16 protein-coding genes are annotated in these 14,732 nt (G+C 71.4%); 10 read left to right on the top strand and 6 right to left on the bottom strand.

All coding sequences use genetic code 11. The annotated features are described in order from the left end of the window. Positions 1 to 144: 144 nt before the first annotated feature. Complete coding sequence (locus OG371_RS28110; RefSeq protein WP_329058224.1) at positions 145 to 837, top strand: histone-like nucleoid-structuring protein Lsr2; 693 nt, start codon at positions 145 to 147, stop codon at positions 835 to 837. 68 nt (positions 838 to 905) lie between these two features. Here the strand turns inward: OG371_RS28110 and OG371_RS28105 are convergent, their stop codons facing one another. From OG371_RS28105 to OG371_RS28085, 5 genes are all read right to left on the bottom strand, one after another. Then, positions 906 to 1,637: a lipoate--protein ligase family protein gene (locus tag OG371_RS28105; protein ID WP_329058222.1), complete on the bottom strand. Its 732-nt coding sequence runs from the start codon at positions 1,635 to 1,637 to the stop codon at positions 906 to 908. 13 nt (positions 1,638 to 1,650) lie between these two features. Further along, on the bottom strand, positions 1,651 to 3,039 hold the full coding sequence (locus OG371_RS28100) for an NAD(P)(+) transhydrogenase (Re/Si-specific) subunit beta (RefSeq protein WP_329058221.1): 1,389 nt from the start codon (positions 3,037 to 3,039) through the stop codon (positions 1,651 to 1,653). Further along, positions 3,036 to 3,338: an NAD(P) transhydrogenase subunit alpha gene (locus OG371_RS28095; RefSeq protein WP_091628238.1), complete on the bottom strand. Its 303-nt coding sequence runs from the start codon at positions 3,336 to 3,338 to the stop codon at positions 3,036 to 3,038. The genes OG371_RS28100 and OG371_RS28095 overlap by 4 nt, the downstream gene beginning before the upstream one ends. Before the next feature lie 2 nt (positions 3,339 to 3,340). Beyond that, a complete protein-coding gene (locus OG371_RS28090; RefSeq protein WP_329058220.1) occupies positions 3,341 to 4,447 on the bottom strand; it encodes a Re/Si-specific NAD(P)(+) transhydrogenase subunit alpha in 1,107 nt (368 codons plus the stop codon). Positions 4,448 to 4,562: 115 nt separating this feature from the next. Then, complete coding sequence (locus OG371_RS28085) at positions 4,563 to 5,201, bottom strand: TetR family transcriptional regulator (RefSeq protein ID WP_329058219.1); 639 nt, start codon at positions 5,199 to 5,201, stop codon at positions 4,563 to 4,565. Between the two features lie 130 nt (positions 5,202 to 5,331). On the opposite strand from OG371_RS28085, the gene OG371_RS28080 reads away from it, so the two are divergent. The 9 genes from OG371_RS28080 (at position 5,332) to OG371_RS28040 (ending at position 13,531) form a co-directional block, all read left to right on the top strand. Beyond that, positions 5,332 to 6,420: a ferredoxin reductase gene (locus OG371_RS28080; protein WP_329058218.1), complete on the top strand. Its 1,089-nt coding sequence runs from the start codon at positions 5,332 to 5,334 to the stop codon at positions 6,418 to 6,420. A gap of 19 nt (positions 6,421 to 6,439) precedes the next feature. Next, the gene (locus tag OG371_RS28075) at positions 6,440 to 7,561 is read left to right on the top strand and encodes a fatty acid desaturase family protein (protein WP_329058217.1); all 1,122 of its coding nucleotides are present in this window, start codon (positions 6,440 to 6,442) and stop codon (positions 7,559 to 7,561) included. Positions 7,562 to 7,570: 9 nt separating this feature from the next. After that, entirely contained in the window at positions 7,571 to 7,828 is a 258-nt protein-coding gene (locus OG371_RS28070; protein WP_329058216.1) for a hypothetical protein, read from the top strand. Positions 7,829 to 7,838: 10 nt separating this feature from the next. After that, positions 7,839 to 8,024 carry a hypothetical protein gene (locus OG371_RS28065; RefSeq protein WP_329058215.1) on the top strand — a complete coding sequence of 62 codons (186 nt, stop codon included), beginning with the start codon at positions 7,839 to 7,841 and terminating at the stop codon, positions 8,022 to 8,024. Continuing rightward, entirely contained in the window at positions 8,021 to 9,286 is a 1,266-nt protein-coding gene (locus OG371_RS28060) for a sensor histidine kinase (protein ID WP_329058214.1), read from the top strand. Before OG371_RS28065 ends, OG371_RS28060 begins: the two co-directional genes overlap by 4 nt. A gap of 26 nt (positions 9,287 to 9,312) precedes the next feature. Beyond that, positions 9,313 to 9,957: a response regulator transcription factor gene (locus OG371_RS28055; protein ID WP_329058213.1), complete on the top strand. Its 645-nt coding sequence runs from the start codon at positions 9,313 to 9,315 to the stop codon at positions 9,955 to 9,957. Between the two features lie 21 nt (positions 9,958 to 9,978). Beyond that, complete coding sequence (locus tag OG371_RS28050) at positions 9,979 to 10,389, top strand: secondary thiamine-phosphate synthase enzyme YjbQ (RefSeq protein ID WP_329058212.1); 411 nt, start codon at positions 9,979 to 9,981, stop codon at positions 10,387 to 10,389. A 32-nt stretch (positions 10,390 to 10,421) separates the two neighbouring features. Beyond that, the gene (locus OG371_RS28045; protein WP_329058211.1) at positions 10,422 to 11,126 is read left to right on the top strand and encodes an HAD family hydrolase; all 705 of its coding nucleotides are present in this window, start codon (positions 10,422 to 10,424) and stop codon (positions 11,124 to 11,126) included. Between the two features lie 200 nt (positions 11,127 to 11,326). Then, positions 11,327 to 13,531, top strand: coding sequence for a bifunctional lysylphosphatidylglycerol flippase/synthetase MprF (locus tag OG371_RS28040; RefSeq protein ID WP_442875993.1), 2,205 nt, complete (start codon positions 11,327 to 11,329; stop codon positions 13,529 to 13,531). Here the strand turns inward: OG371_RS28040 and OG371_RS28035 are convergent. Continuing rightward, complete coding sequence (locus OG371_RS28035) at positions 13,477 to 14,358, bottom strand: hypothetical protein (protein WP_329058210.1); 882 nt, start codon at positions 14,356 to 14,358, stop codon at positions 13,477 to 13,479. The two genes, OG371_RS28040 and OG371_RS28035, sit on opposite strands and share 55 nt — an antisense overlap. Between the last annotated feature and the right edge of the window lie 374 nt (positions 14,359 to 14,732).

Here is a 14,732-nt window from a genome sequence, read left to right as displayed (position 1 = left end):
GGTTCAGCGCACACCACCACGCGGCTTCGCGCAAGCCAGCGGCTATTCTCGTCAGACAGCTGCAAGAAACCGGCGGCACCGGGGGGAGCCGGGGCGTCGCCGTGCCGGTTGCACGCATGACCACGATCGAGCACGGGAGGCTTCATGGCCAGGAACACTGCTGTCCGCGTTCTGGACGACCTGACCGGCGGCCCGGCGGCCCAGACCGTCGGATTCGGCCTCGACGGCGTCGAATACGAGATCGACCTGACTTCCGCGAACGCGGCCGCGCTGCGCAAGATCCTCGGCCGGTACGCGGACGCGGCCCGTCGCGTCGGCGGGCGGAAGCAGCGGCCGCGTTTCGTGCCGGGGGCGAAGAAGCCTGCTGCTGGGGCAGGGAAAGCGGGCGCTTCGGCGAAGGTGCCGGGCGGCCGGTCGGCTGGCAAGACGGCGGCCAAGCCAGTCGCCAAGCAGGCGGCGAAGCCGGTTGCGGGTAAGCGCGCGACGAAGGCGGAGCCCGCCTCGCGTAAGGCGGCCGCGGTGAAGACCGCGACTGCGAAGACCACCCGCACGAAGAAGGCCGCCCCGGCAAAGGCAGCCCCGGCGCCGAAGGCTGCTCCAGCGAAGGCGGCAACGGCGAAGCGTTCGGCCGCGAAGGCAACTCCGGCAACGACTTCGGCAACGAAGGCGGCTGCGGCGAAGAGGGCTCCGGCCAAGTCAGCCGCGAAGACCGCAGCGCCGAAGACAGCCGCGGCGAAGGCAGCCCCGGCACCGAAGGCGGTCCCGGCGAAGACGGCAGCAAAGCCTCGTCGCGCGGTGGCGAAGGTTCCGGCGGTCAAGTTCTCCGCAACCGAGTGACCCGAGCCTGAAACCCGGACACAGCAAGAACTCCCGCAAAGGGGCTCTTGCTGTGTCCGGGCCGGGCGTCAGGCTTGGCGTTGCCGTCCGTCGGTGTGCCAGGCCTCGTAGTGGTAACGGGTGTGCAGCAAAGTGCGCTGACGGTCCAGCTCGACCGGAGACGGCGAGCGCGGCTCAAGCGGTCCGAGCAGCGAACCGGCAGCCGCACGGACCACCGACTCCACCTCACCCGGGCCAAACGACAAGCCGTGACCGGACAGCGAGGCGACGGGGCTGCGGTGCGAGTCCAGCGGCTTCGGGTCCGGCGGCGGGCCGGTGAGGTACGCGCCGACGCGCGAAGGATCCGTGTCGACCAGCAGCGTCGAGTGCGCGAGCAGACCGCCCTTCGTGCGGAAGACCGCGAAGCCACACAGCTTCTGGGTGCCCACGAACAGGCCGCGCTCGCCCAGGGTCGGCGTCAGGCCCAGCTTCTCCACCGCCGCCGACATGACCAGCCCCAGCATTTCCAACGGCCGCGGCGGCGGGCCTGGCAGCACCAAAGTCACGTTCAGGTTCCCCGGGTCGTGGAAAACCGTGCCGCCGCCGCTCGCACGGCGCAGGACCGGGACGCCGTCCCGCGCGCATTCCGCGACACGCACCTCGCGCGCCACCTTCTGCCCTCGCCCGACCACCACGCACACCGGGTTGCGCCACAGCCACAACACCGGCGCCGAAGGCTCGACGCGCAGCAGCGCCTCGTCGAACGCCAGGTTCTCGGTCGGCTCAGCGAATTCGGCGCGTATATCCGACCCGCCGTTCACAGTGCTTTGAGATTCACAGTGCTTTGAGCTCCTCCACGATCTCGCCCACCGAGGACTTGGCGTCGCCGAAGAGCATGCTGGTCTTCGCATCGTAGAACAGGTCGTTGTCGATGCCGGCGAAGCCCGAGCTCATCGAGCGCTTGAGGACGATCACCGAGCGGCTGTCGCTGACCTTCAGGATCGGCATGCCGTAGATCGGCGAGCCGGGGTCGGTCTCGGCGGCCGGGTTGATCACGTCGTTCGCGCCGATCACGAGGGCGACGTCGGTCTGGGCGAACTCGGAGTTGATCTCGTCCATTTCCTTGAGCTGCTCGTACGGCACGTCGGCCTCGGCGAGCAGCACGTTCATGTGGCCCGGCATCCGGCCGGCCACCGGGTGGATCGCGTAGGCGACCTCGATTCCCTTGGACTCCAGCAGTTTCGCCATCTCGCGCACGGTGTGCTGCGCCTGCGCCACGGCCATCCCGTAGCCCGGCACCACGACCACCTTGCTCGCGTAGGCCATCTGGATCGCGGTGTCCGACGCGCTGGTCGAGCGCACCGGCCGCACCTCGCCCGAGCCCGAGGCGGACGCGACGGCCGTGCCGCCGCCGAAGCCGCCGGCCACGATCGCCGGGATCGACCGGTTCATCGCCTTCGCCATCAGGTTGGTCAGGATCGAGCCGGACGCGCCGACGATCATGCCCGCCACGATCAGCGCCGTGTTGGACAGCGCCAGGCCCATCGCCGCCGCGGAAAGCCCGGTGCACGCGTTCAGCAGCGAGATCACCACGGGCATATCGGCGCCGCCGATGGGCAGCACCGACGTGACGCCGAGGATCGCGGCGGCCAGGAGCAGCCCGATCACCAGGATCTGCGCGTCGCCGCCGACCAGGATGATCACCGCGCAGACCAGCGCGATCAGCAGGAGCAGTGCGTTCACCGGCTGCTGGAGCTTCCCGAGCGTGACCGGGCGGCCGGTGATCACCTCCTGCAGCTTGCCGAACGCGATGATCGAGCCCCAGAAGGAGATCGAGCCGATCAGCGCGGCGAAGAGCGAGGCGATCGCGACGTACAGTGGCTCGTGCGCGTACCCGTCGGTGCTGCGGAATTCGACCCACGCGATCAGCGCCACCGCGCCGCCGCCGACGCCGTTGAACAGCGCCACCATCTGCGGCATCGCGGTCATCTTGACCTTGCGCGCGGACGGCACGCCGACCAGCGCGCCGATCGCGACGCCGAGGACGATCAGCAGCCAGTTGCCCATGCCGGGGGTGAGCAGCGTCGCGATCACCGCGATGCCCATGCCGACGGCGGCGATCCAGTTGCCGCGCACCGCCGTGCGCGGGCCGGTCAAGCCCATCAGGCCGTAGATGAACAGGGCGAACGCGACGATGTAGAGGATCGCGATGAGGTCGGTCACTTCTCGTCCTCCTCACCGGGCGCGGGCTTCTTCGCCTTGAACATCGCCAGCATCCGGTCGGTGACGAGGAAGCCGCCGACCACGTTGATCGTGCCGAACGCGATGGCGATCACCAGCAGGATCTTGTTCAGCACCCCGTCCACGCCCAGCCCCAGCACGACCAGGCCGCCGAGCAGGACGATGCCGTGGATGGCGTTGGTGCCGGACATCAGCGGCGTGTGCAGGGTGTTCGGCACCTTCGAAATCACCGTGAAGCCCACAAACCCCGCGAGCACGAGCACGGCCAGGTTCTCCACCAGCGTCACGATGCGCTCCCTTCGCGCCCGGCCACGTTGGCCCCGGCGACGACCTCGTCGGAGAAGTCGAGTTTCAGCTCGCCCTCGGCGGTGACCAGGAGTTCGAGCAGCTCCGTGACGTTGCGGGCGTACAGCTCGCTGGCGTGGGTCGGCATCCCGGACGGCACGTTGAGCGGGGCGCTGATCGTGACGTCGTGCTCGACGACGTCCTCACCGGGCCGGCTCAGCTCGCAGTTGCCGCCGCTCTCGCCGGCCAGGTCGAGCACCACCCCGCCGGCGGGCATGCCCTTCACGGCGTCGGCGGTGACCAGGGTCGGCGCCTTGCGCCCGGGCACCAGCGCGGTGGTGATGACCACGTCGAACTTCGTGATCGCTTCGGTGAGCCGCCGTTGCTGCTCGGCACGCTCCTCGGCAGTCAGTTCACGCGCGTAACCGCCCTCGCCGACGGCCTCGATGCCGAGGTCGAGGAACTTCGCGCCGATCGAGCGCACCTGCTCCCCCACCTCGGGCCGCACGTCGTAGCCGGTGGTCTGCGCGCCGAGCCGCTTGGCCGTGGCGAGCGCCTGCAGGCCCGCGACGCCGGCGCCGAGCACCAGCACCTTCGCCGGCGGCACGGTGCCGGCCGCGGTGGTCAGCATCGGGAAGAACCGGGTGAACTTCTCCGCGGCCAGCAGCACCGCGCGATAACCGGAAACGCTGCTCTGCGAAGACAGCGCGTCCATCGCCTGCGCCCGCGAAATCCGCGGCACGGCCTCCATCGCGAACGCGCGGATGCCGGCCCGTTCCAGCTCTTCGATACCGTCGGGAGCACCGCGTGGATCAAGGAATCCGATCAGGACGGTGCCCGGTTTCAGCTTGCCGACCTCGTTTTCGGACGGCGGGGCGACCTTCAGCACGACGTCGGCCGCCCAGGCGTCGCCGAGTTCGGCGCCGGCCTGCACATACGCGTCGTCCGCCAGCTGCGCGCCGGCCCCGGCCCCGGGTTCGACCACCACCCGCAGGCCGCGCTGGGCCAGCCGGGCCACCAGCTTCGGCACCATCGCGACCCGGCGCTCCCCGGACCGGGACTCCGCGACCACCCCGACCGTCAGCCGGTTTCCGCTCTCCGCCACGCGACCTCCTCGACCTTGAGGATCATCGATCTCCGCGATTTCTACCACGTACGAAGAGGAGTCCCTAGCCGCTTGAGACGCATTTCGCCTCAGCAGACGGGTGAGCGGCCGCGCGTCAGGCGGACGGCTTCCAGCGGGGCACGCCGAGCAGGATCAGCCGCAGCCGCTTCTCCGCGACGGCGATCGTGCGCGCGTCCGCCTCCGCGTCGCCGGGGCGGGTTTCCAGCAGGTCGACGACCGTGGCGAGCATCGCCGTGACGATCAGGTCGGCCAGGATGTACAGGTCCTCGGACGGCCATTCCCGCAGGTGGTCGAACCGGGCGAGGTCGATCGCCAGCTCGCTGGAGAACAGCTTCAGCTCGACGGCGATGGCGCGCGCCACCGGGCCGGTGCCGCTGTAGCGCTCGCGCGTGAGGAACCGGAAGTGGTCCTCACGAGCGCGAACGTGCTCGTACAGCGTGCGCACCGAGGCCTGGATCATCCGCCGGTAGCTGTTCCGGTCGGTCCGGGCGGAGCGGATCATGTCGCGCAGGGTCCGCGTCGCCTCCTCGACCAGCGCGACGCCCAGCTCCTCCATCGACGCGAAATGCCGGTAGAACGCCGTGGGCACGATGCCCGCGCGCTTGGTGACCTCCCGCAGCGACAGGCTGGCGAACCCGCGGTCGGCCAGCAGCTCCAGCGCGGCGTCGAGCAGCGCCTGGCGAGTCCGCTGCTTGCGCTCCTGCCTGGTCACCGGCTCCTCGACTCCCACCACGTCCGGCAGCGTACTGACGGCTTCGTCATGGCACACGTCACATCACCTCGCTCTCGCGTTGACAGCACACCCGCCCGTGCCCCCACACTGGTGAGTGTACAGATGTGCACTCAAATTTCTGGAGGGCGTGATGGCCACCCTGCTCCCCCGCCGGGTACGCAGCCTCGCCTCGCTCGCCGAGGCACTGCTCACCCCGCACGGCGTCGACCGCTACCTGGAACTCGTCGACCCGATGCTGGTCCGCCGCGAGATCCGCGGGCGGGTCACGGCCGTGCGGCGCCAGACGCCGGACACGGTCACGTTCAGCGTCCGGCCGAGCCGCGCGTGGCGGGACTTCACCGCCGGCCAGTACGTGCGGCTGACCGTGGAGATCGACGGCGTGCGGCGCACCCGCTGCTACTCGCCGTGCGGCCCGCAGGGCGGTGACCTCGAGTTCACCGTGAAAGCCGACCCGCACGGCCTGGTCTCCCGGTACCTGCAGGAGACCACTCGCGTCGGCTCGGTCTTCGGACTGTCCGAACCGGACGGTGAGTTCACGCTGCCGACGCCGCGGCCGGAGAAGATCCTCTTGGTCAGCGGCGGCAGCGGGGTCACGCCGGTGCTCGCGATGGTGCGCACGCTCGTCGCCGAGGGGCACCAGGGCGAGATCGTGTTCCTGCACTACTCCAACACCGCGTCCGACGTGCTCTACCGCGAGGAGCTGGACGCGCTCGCGGCGCAGCACCCGGGCCTGCGCGTGGTGCACGCGCACACCCACAGCCGTCGCGGCGGGGACCTGCACGGCTTCTTCACGAAGGAGCACCTCGCCGCCGCCGCGCCCTGGTACCGCGACGCCGAGACCTACCTCTGCGGCCCGAAGCCGCTGATGGACTCGGTCCGCGAGCAGTTCGCCGCCGAGGGATTGAGTGAACGGCTGCACACTGAAGAGTTCACGGCCCCGCCGTTGACCTTCGACGCGGAGGCTGCCGAGGGCCGGGTGCGCTTCGCCCGCAGCGGGCGCGAGTGCGACAACTCGGGCAAGCCGCTGCTGGAGCAGGCCGAGGACGCGGGCCTGACGCCGGAGCACGGCTGCCGGATGGGCATCTGCTTCTCCTGCACCCAGGTCAAGACCGCCGGGCGCGTGCGCAACGCGCGCACCGGCGAGATCTCCGGCGAAGAGAACGAGGAGATCCAGCTCTGCATCAGCGTCCCCGTCGGGGACGTCGAGATCCACGCCTAAACCAGACCAGGAGGAACTCATGACCGGTCTTCAGGACCGCCTGACCCCGGAACAGGTCGAGGAGTTCGGCCGCGAGCTCGACGCCCTGCGCCAGCGGATCGTCGACGACCTCGGCGAAGCCGACGTCGAGTACATCCGGAACATCATCAAGACCCAGCGCGCGCTCGAGGTCACCGGCCGCGGGCTGCTGTTCGCCGGGTTCCTGCCGCCCGCGTGGCTGGCCGGCGTCGCCGCGCTGTCGCTGGCCAAGATCCTGGACAACATGGAGATCGGCCACAACGTGATGCACGGCCAGTACGACTGGACGCGCATCCCGGAGCTGAGCTCGCAGCGGTTCGAATGGGACACCGTGGCGCCGGCCGAGAACTGGCGGCACTCCCACAACTACATCCACCACACGTTCACGAACATCGTCGACAAGGACCGCGACGTCGGCTACGGCGTGCTGCGGATGGACACCGCGCAGAAGTGGCACCCGTACTACCTGGGCAACCCGGTGTACGCCACGCTGCTCGCGCTGTTCTTCCAGTGGGGCGTGATGCTGCACGACCTCGAGATCGAGCGGGTCGTGAAGGGTGAGCGGAGCTGGGCCGAGAACGTGCCGGTGCTGCGCAAGATCGTGCGCAAGGCGGCCCGCCAGGTCGGCAAGGACTACCTGCTGTTCCCGGCGCTGACCGGGCCGCTCGCGCCGTTGACTCTTCTGGGCAACGCGAGCGCGAACCTGGTCCGCAACCTCTGGGCGTTCTCGATCATCTTCTGCGGCCACTTCCCCGCCGACGTCGAGAGCTTCACCGAGGAGGAGACCGAGGACGAGTCGCGCGGCCAGTGGTACCTGCGCCAGATCCTCGGCTCGGCCAACATCAGCGGCGGCCCGCTGTTCCACCTGCTGTCCGGCAACCTCTCGCACCAGATCGAGCACCACCTGTTCCCCGACATCCCGGCGCGGCGCTACCCGCAGATCGCCGGCGAGGTGCGCGACATCTGCGAGCGCTACGGCCTGCCGTACCACACCGGGCCGCTGCACCGGCAGCTCTGGTCGGTGGCGAAGAAGATCGTGAAGCTGGCGCTGCCGGACAAGCTCGGGCAGCCCGCCCCGCCGGCGGATAGCCTGGAGCACGACAAGCGACTCCGAGCAGCTTAGGGAACTCTCATGGTGGGTCAGTTCGAAAGCGGCAAGGACACGGTCCAGGAGCTCACGGAATCCGCGGCCACTCACATCGGGGCCATCGCGACGATCATCACCGGCGCCGTGCGGGACATCGCGCGCGAGACCGGCGACTGGATGACCGACCTGATCGAGATGCGGGAGGCGGCCGGGAAGGCCCAGGCCGACGAGGAGCGCCTCCAGCGGGCCGAGCAGCCGGACTCCGAACAGCCGGACGCCAAGCGGCCAGACTCCGAGTGGTGACCCCGACGCCGTGAAGGACTCCTTCACCGCGTCCCACGCGGGCAAGGACTCCCTCGCGGCGTCCCACGCGGGCAAGGACTCCCTCGCGGCGTCCCACGCGGGCAAGGAGTCCTTGACGGACTCCGGCCAGGCCCCCGGGAGTAGGGAAAACCGGATGGGCGGGCGGGTGCCCCGCGCGGCAGACTCGGCCGGGTGACCAGGAATCCGAGTGCGCTGCGCCGGCTGCTGCGGCCGGTGCCGCCGCGTGACACCGCGCGGGAGACGGCGTGGCTGGTGCTCGCCGGCCCGTTCTCCCTGGTCGCCTGGTTCGCCGTGCTGGCCGGAGTGGTGGTCGGCGTGGCGCTGTTCCCGCTGATCGTCGGGCCGGCGGTGCTCGCGGCGGTGCTGGACGGGGCCCGGGCGCTCGGGGCCGGGCACCGGCGGCTGGCGGGCGCGCTGCTCGGCGAGCGGGTGCCCGCCCCGCGCCCGGTGGTGCTGAAGCCGGGGCTGTGGCGCTGGCTCAAGCTGCGGATCGGCGACCCGGTCGCCTGGCGGGCCGTGGCGTACCTGCTGGTGCGGCTGCCGTGGACGTTGATCAGCCTGTTCCTGGCCGGCCTGCTGGTGCTCTACGCCGGCGCCTCGATCAGCTACCTCGTGCTGTGGTTTCCCTTGCACGGCGCGACGATGCCGGTGTTCGGCATCCACAGCGGCGCCTGGGCGGGCACGCTGCTCTGGGCGGCGTCCGGGATCGCCGTGCTGGCCGTGCTGCCGCGGCTGATCCACGCGCTGACCACGGTCGACCGCGGGTTCGTGGCCGGCCTGCTGGGCCAGCCCGTGCTCAGCGAGCGGGTGCGCGACCTCGAGGAGAGCCGCGCGACCGCCGTCGAGGACGCGGCGCTGCGGCTGCGCCGGATCGAGCGGGACCTCCACGACGGCGCGCAGGCCCAGCTGGTCGCGCTCGCCATGCGGCTGGGGCTGGCGAAGGAGGAGCTGGGCGCCGAGACGGTGGACCTCGGCCAGGTCCGCGACCTGGTGACCACCGCGCACGCCAACGCCAAGCAGGCGCTCACCGAGCTGCGCGACCTCGCCCGCGGCATCCACCCGGCCGCGCTCGACGCCGGCCTGGACGTGGCACTGTCCACTTTGGTCGCGAGATCCGGGGTCGATGTCCGGGTCGAGGTCGACCTGCCGCGCCGTCCGCCGCCTTCGGTGGAGACGATCGTCTACTTCAGCGCGGCCGAATTGCTCACGAACGCCGCGAAACACACCAGTTCCCCGGTCCGGCTGGCGCTGTCGGAGGACGGCGGCGTGCTGCGGCTGGTCGTCGCCGACACCGGCGCGGGCGGCGCCGCCGTGGTCCCGGGCGGCGGCCTCGCCGGGCTCGCGGACCGGCTGCGCACGGTCGACGGCGAGCTGTCCGTGACCAGCCCGCCCGGCGGGCCGACCACGGTCACCGCCGCGGTGCCATTGCCTCGCTAGAGTCGGGCCGCGGAGAAGGGGGACGCGTGCGGATCGTCATCGCGGAGGATTCGACCATCCTGCGCCACGGGCTCGTCGAGCTGCTCACGCTGCGCGGGCACGAGGTCGCGGCCGCGGTGAAGGACGCCGTGGCATTGCGCGCCGCAGTGCTCGAACACGAGCCGGACGTGTCCATTGTGGACGTCCGGATGCCGCCGACGCACACCGACGAGGGCCTGCGCGCGGCGATCGCGCTGCGCGGCGAGCGGCCCGGGCGGGCGATCCTGCTGTTCTCGCAGTACGTCGAGACGAAGTACGCGGCGCAGCTGCTGGCCGACCGCGCCGGCGGCGTCGGCTACCTGCTCAAGGACCGCGTCGCGGAGGTTTCGGACTTCCTCGACGCGCTGCGCCGGGTGGCCGGCGGCGAGACGGTGCTGGACCCCGAGGTGGTGAGCCAGCTCTTCAGCGTCACCCGCCGCTCGGACGCGCTTTCGGAGCTGACCGCGCGCGAACGGGAGGTGCTGGGCCTGATGGCCGAGGGCCGGTCGAACTCCGCGATCGCCGCCGCCCTGTTCCTCTCGGCCGGCTCGGTGGAGAAGTACGTGACGAGCATCTTCGGCAAGCTCGGCCTGTCGCCGTCCGACGGCGACAACCGGCGGGTCCTGGCCGTGCTCCGGTACCTCGGCTCCTGAGCCCGACCTACGCTGGCGGGCATGTACTCCACCGAGATCGAGGTGCACACCGGCGACAGCGCCGTGGTGTACGACCTGACCCGCGAGGCCGAGACGTTCCTGCGCGACGCCGACTGCACCGACGGCCTGCTGCACGTCTGGGTGCCGCACGCCACCGCCGGGCTCGCGGTGCTGGAGACCGGCGCCGGCAGCGACGACGACCTGCTCGCCGCGCTCGACGAGCTGCTCCCCCGCGACGAGCGCTGGCGCCACCGGCACGGCAGCGCCGGCCACGGCCGTGACCACGTGCTGCCCGCGCTGGTGCCGCCGTACGCGACCATCCCGGTGCTGGGCGGGGTGCTGCTGCTGGGCACCTGGCAGTCGATCTGCCTGGTGGACACGAATGTGGACAACCCGGTCCGGCGGGTGCGGTTCAGCCTGCTCGCGGGCTGATTTCGCCGGACCGCCCCGGTAGCCTCGCGAGCGTGACGACGACACGCGCGCACCGGCTGGTGCTCTGGGACATCGACCACACCCTCGTGGACTTGAGCGGCGTCGGCCTCCGCTGGTACACCGAGGCGCTGCTCGCGGCCACCGGCACCGAGCTGAGCGTGCACCCGGACTTCGGCGGCAACACCGAGCGCGCGATCAGCAGCAGCCTGCTGACCCTCCACGGGATCGAGCCGGACGAGGAGACGATCCAGCGGCTGTGGGCCGAGCTGATCGCCGTCTCCGAGCGGGAGAGCGCCACGCTGCACGAATCCGGCCGCGCCCTCGACGGTGCCGCCGCCGCGTTGGAGGCCATGGCGGGACACGGCGGCGTGGTGCAGACGCTCGTCACCGGCAACCTGCCGGAGATCTCCGGGCACAAGCTCGCGGCGTTCGGCCTCGACGAGCACCTGGACCTGGCGATCGGCGGTTACGGTTCGCTCTCTGCGCACCGTCCGGACCTCGTGCCGCACGCCGTTTCCGCCGCGGCGGCCAAGCACGACGTCACCTTCGCCCCCGAAGCCGTGGTGATCATCGGCGACACTCCCGAAGACGTCCGTGCTGCGCTCGACAACGGGGCCGTCGCGGTGGCCGTCGCCACCGGGCGTTACCGCGCGGAGGAGCTCCGGGACGCCGGCGCCCACACCGTGCTGGCCGATCTGAGCGATCTTGACTCGGTGCGCAAGGCCGTGCTGGGCTGAATGCGCGTCAACCCCTGTTTTCGCTCAACAGCGCCCTCCACGGCCCTTCCGGCACGCATACGCACTGGTCACCGCGACGGCACTGAGCCCGCATCCCCCCTTAGGTCAGGGTCGGGTCCCTCTGGGGTAGCAGTCCCTTAGGGGGAGAAGTCCGCCCGACGAGGGATGCCCGCTTTAGGTCCGCGGGCCAGACTCAGCTCATGACAACAGCAGCGCCGGCGGCGGACACCGCCGACGGTGCCGGCACGGGGGGACGCGGACGGGCGGCAGAGGAGCCGCCGCGCGGCCGGTTCGCTGTGCTCTGGCACCGGCTCCCGTTCACGACCACGGTGGTGCTCGCCATGCTCGTCGTGGCGATCGCGAGCGGGACCCTGTGGCACGCGGCCGAACATCAGGCCAGCTTCCACAACTACGCCTACGGCCTGCCCTCGATGCAGCACGGGCGCTGGTGGACGCTGGCCACCGGCCCGTTCTTCGCGCTGCGGCCGCTGTTCTACCTGCCGATGGTGGGGACTTTCGCGCTGCTCGCGGGCTTCGCGGAGTGGCAGCTCGGCACGCGGCGCGCGATCGCCGTGACCGTCGGCGGGCAGCTGGTCTCCACGATCGCCGCGATCCAGTTCCTCGAGCTGTGCCGCAATTCCGGCTGGATCTGGGCGGGACGCATCGCGGGCACCCTGGATGTCGGCTTCTCCGGCGGCACGCTCGCGGCCATCGCCGTGGCCAGCGCCGCGTTGCGCCCGCCGTGGCGGCTTCGGCTTCGCGCCGGGCTGTGCGTGTACGCGTGCGTTGCCATCGTGTACGTCGGATCGCTCGCCGACCTGGTGCACTTCTTCGCGCTCCTGATCGGCCTGCCGCTCGGGCACCGGCTCGTCGGGGCCGCGCGGATCAAGGAGGCCGGCCGGCCGGGCCAGCGCGAGCTGCGCCTGATGGCGTGCGCGGGCCTGTTGCTGCTCGCCGGCGCCGAGGTGGTGATGTGGCTGATTCCCGGCGACGGCCCGTTCGGCCCGTCCGACGCGGTTTCCCTGTCGCCGGCCGAAATCCTGATCCTGTGCGCGATCGTGGTGCCGATGATGAACGGCCTGCGCCGCGGCAGCCGCACGGCCTGGCGCTGGGCGGTGGCGCTGTGCGCGTTCGCGATGTCGCAGGTGCTCATCCTCGGCGGGGTGGTGGCCGTGGCCAGGCTGGTGCGCACGGGCTACGACGCCCACGGCCTCTCGCTGTTCTTCGTGGACAATCTCTTGTGGACGGTCGAGCTGATCCTGCTGATCGTCGCGCGCGGCGCGTTCCGCGTGCCGTCCCGGCGCCGCTGCCGCAAGCTCGGCCACGGCGGCCCGGACCCGGCGTTCGCGCGGATGCTGCTGGGGCGCAACGGAGGCAGCACCATCTCGTGGATGACCACCTGGCCGCAGAACGCCTACTTCGTCGCCTCCGACGGCAGTTCCTACCTCGCCTACCAGCGGCACGCGGGCGTCGCGGTCGCGCTCGGCGACCCGGTCGCGCCGGACGACTCGGCCGCCCGCACCGTCACGGAGTTCACCGAAATGTGTGAGAACACCGGCCTGGTGCCGTGTGTCTTCTCCGCGACGGCGACCACCGTGGCCGTCACCCGCGAGCTGGGCTGGCAGCACGTGCAGGTCGCCGAGGACACCCTGGTCGACCTGGAGCACCTGGAGTTCCGCGGCAAGGCGTGGCAGGACGTTCGTTCGGCGCTCAACAAGGCGGGCAAGGACGGGATCGAATTCCGGCTGGTCCGCCTGGCCGAGCAGCCGCGCTCGGTCCGCGCCCAGGTGCGCGCGCTGTCCGAGGAGTGGATCGGTGACAAGGGCATGCCGGAGATGGGGTTCACGCTCGGCGGGCTGGACCAGGCGATGGACCCGGCCACCCGGGTCGGGCTGGCGATCGGCGCCGACGGCACGGTGCACGGCGTCACCTCGTGGCTGCCGGTGCACACCGGGGCCGGCACGGTCGGCGGCTGGACGCTCGACGTGATGCGCCGCCGTGCTTGCGGTTTCCGGCCGGTGATGGAGTTCCTGATCGCTTCGGCCTGCCTCGCCTTCCGTGAGGAGGGCGCGCGGTTCGTGTCGCTTTCGGGCGCCCCGCTGGCGCGCAGCCGCGACACCGGGCCGGCGCGCGCGGTGGAGCGGGTGCTCGACGCGCTGGGCGAGAAGATGGAGCCGTACTACGGATTCCGTTCGCTGCACGCGTTCAAGGCGAAGTTCCAGCCCCGCCACGAGCCGATGTACCTCGCGTTCCGCGACGAGGCGGACCTGCCGCGGATCGGCATCGCGCTCGGCCGCGCCTACCTGCCGAATGCCGGGCTGAAGGACTTCGCGAAGCTGGCCCTCAAACGTCAGCGGGTGGCGGGCGTCGAGGTGGCCCGGTCGGAGGCGAGCACGCCGCGGTAGCTGCGCAGGATGCGCGTCAGGTCCTCGCGGGCTCCCGGCACTTCCTGGTCGGCGTACGCCACCAGCACGGCGGACGAGGCCGGGCCGGAAATGGCGATCGCGCCGACCAGCACGTGCTTCGAGGTGCACGGGTCATCGTCCTTTGGCGCGACGTCGGCGAAGACCATGCGGGTCGGCTTTTGTGCTTGGCCGATTTGGAGGGTGGCGTCTTCTGCCGGCTCCGGCGTCTTTGCGGATTCGGGGCCGTACGCGCTCACGGCCAGGTCGTCGACGGCCTTGCGGACGGCCTGCTCCGCGTCACCGGTCGGCTCCGTCGTCACCCCGGCCCCGCCGCGGCGGCTGCCGCTGACGCCGGGGCAGAAACCCTCGTCGACAAAGGCGCTGGTGCTGAGCGTGATCCCGGGCGCGGTGGCGGTTTTGTCCCAGCCGTGCACCGTGCCGGGCTTGGGTGTCCAGCTCGGCGGCACGTCGTAGGCGTACGAGCCATCGCGGCCCGGCACGGATTGCCACCCGGCCACCACGGCGGGAACGGTCACCCGTGGCTCGGGTGTGTAACCGACCGGCGGACGGTTTGGCGTGGAGCGGTGGTTGCCGGTGCTGAAGACGTTCAGCGCCGCCGCACCCAGCCCGAGCACCACGACCACCACCCACGCGACCCGCGAGCCCCGGCGTTTGCGGCCTGGCTTCGCGGGCGGGCGGATCCGCTGGGGCTCGGCCCGGACGCCAGGCCCGGCGGACGACGCGGCGCTGGGCCAAGAACCCTGGGCCGAGCCGGGATTCGCGCGGCCCGCCGGGTCGGTGCGCGTCCCGAATCCCTTGCCGCGCAACGGTTCGGCGCCCGAAGTCGTCCCGCCCGGCCCGAAAGGCTCGACACCCGAAGCCGTTCCGCCCAGCCCGGAAGGTTCGGCGCCCGAAGCCGCTCCGCCTGGCCCGAAAGGCTCCGCGACACCCGAAGCCGTCCCGCCAGGCCCAGACGGTTCGGCGACACCCGAAGCCGTTCCGCCCGACCCGAAAGGCTGGGCGACACCCGAAGCCGTCCCGCCTGGCCCGAAAGGCTCGGCGACACCCGAAGCCGTCCCGCCTGGCCGCGTGGCCTCGGGCCGAACCTCGCCGTACCCGGTTGTCGGTGTGTCCGACGGCTCGTAGCCGCCGAAGCCGGTCAGGGCGGCGTTGTCCTGGTAGCCGCCGTCCCGGCGCTTGC

This window comes from Amycolatopsis sp. NBC_01480 (assembly GCF_036227205.1).
In the GTDB taxonomy this organism is placed as follows: domain Bacteria; phylum Actinomycetota; class Actinomycetes; order Mycobacteriales; family Pseudonocardiaceae; genus Amycolatopsis.
The sequence above is the reverse complement of the archived record's forward strand: the minus strand, read 5'-3'. Positions and strand labels throughout refer to the sequence as shown.

Bases quoted from the DNA above. Each gene is read 5' to 3' on its own strand.
- OG371_RS28110 (WP_329058224.1), top strand. From the start codon at position 145: ATGGCCAGGAACACTGCTGTCCGCGTTCTGGACGACCTGACCGGCGGC.
- OG371_RS28080 (WP_329058218.1), top strand. From the start codon at position 5,332: ATGGCCACCCTGCTCCCCCGCCGGGTACGCAGCCTCGCCTCGCTCGCC.
- OG371_RS28075 (WP_329058217.1), top strand. From the start codon at position 6,440: ATGACCGGTCTTCAGGACCGCCTGACCCCGGAACAGGTCGAGGAGTTC.
- OG371_RS28070 (WP_329058216.1), top strand. From the start codon at position 7,571: ATGGTGGGTCAGTTCGAAAGCGGCAAGGACACGGTCCAGGAGCTCACG.
- OG371_RS28050 (WP_329058212.1), top strand. From the start codon at position 9,979: ATGTACTCCACCGAGATCGAGGTGCACACCGGCGACAGCGCCGTGGTG.
- OG371_RS28040 (WP_442875993.1), top strand. From the start codon at position 11,327: ATGACAACAGCAGCGCCGGCGGCGGACACCGCCGACGGTGCCGGCACG.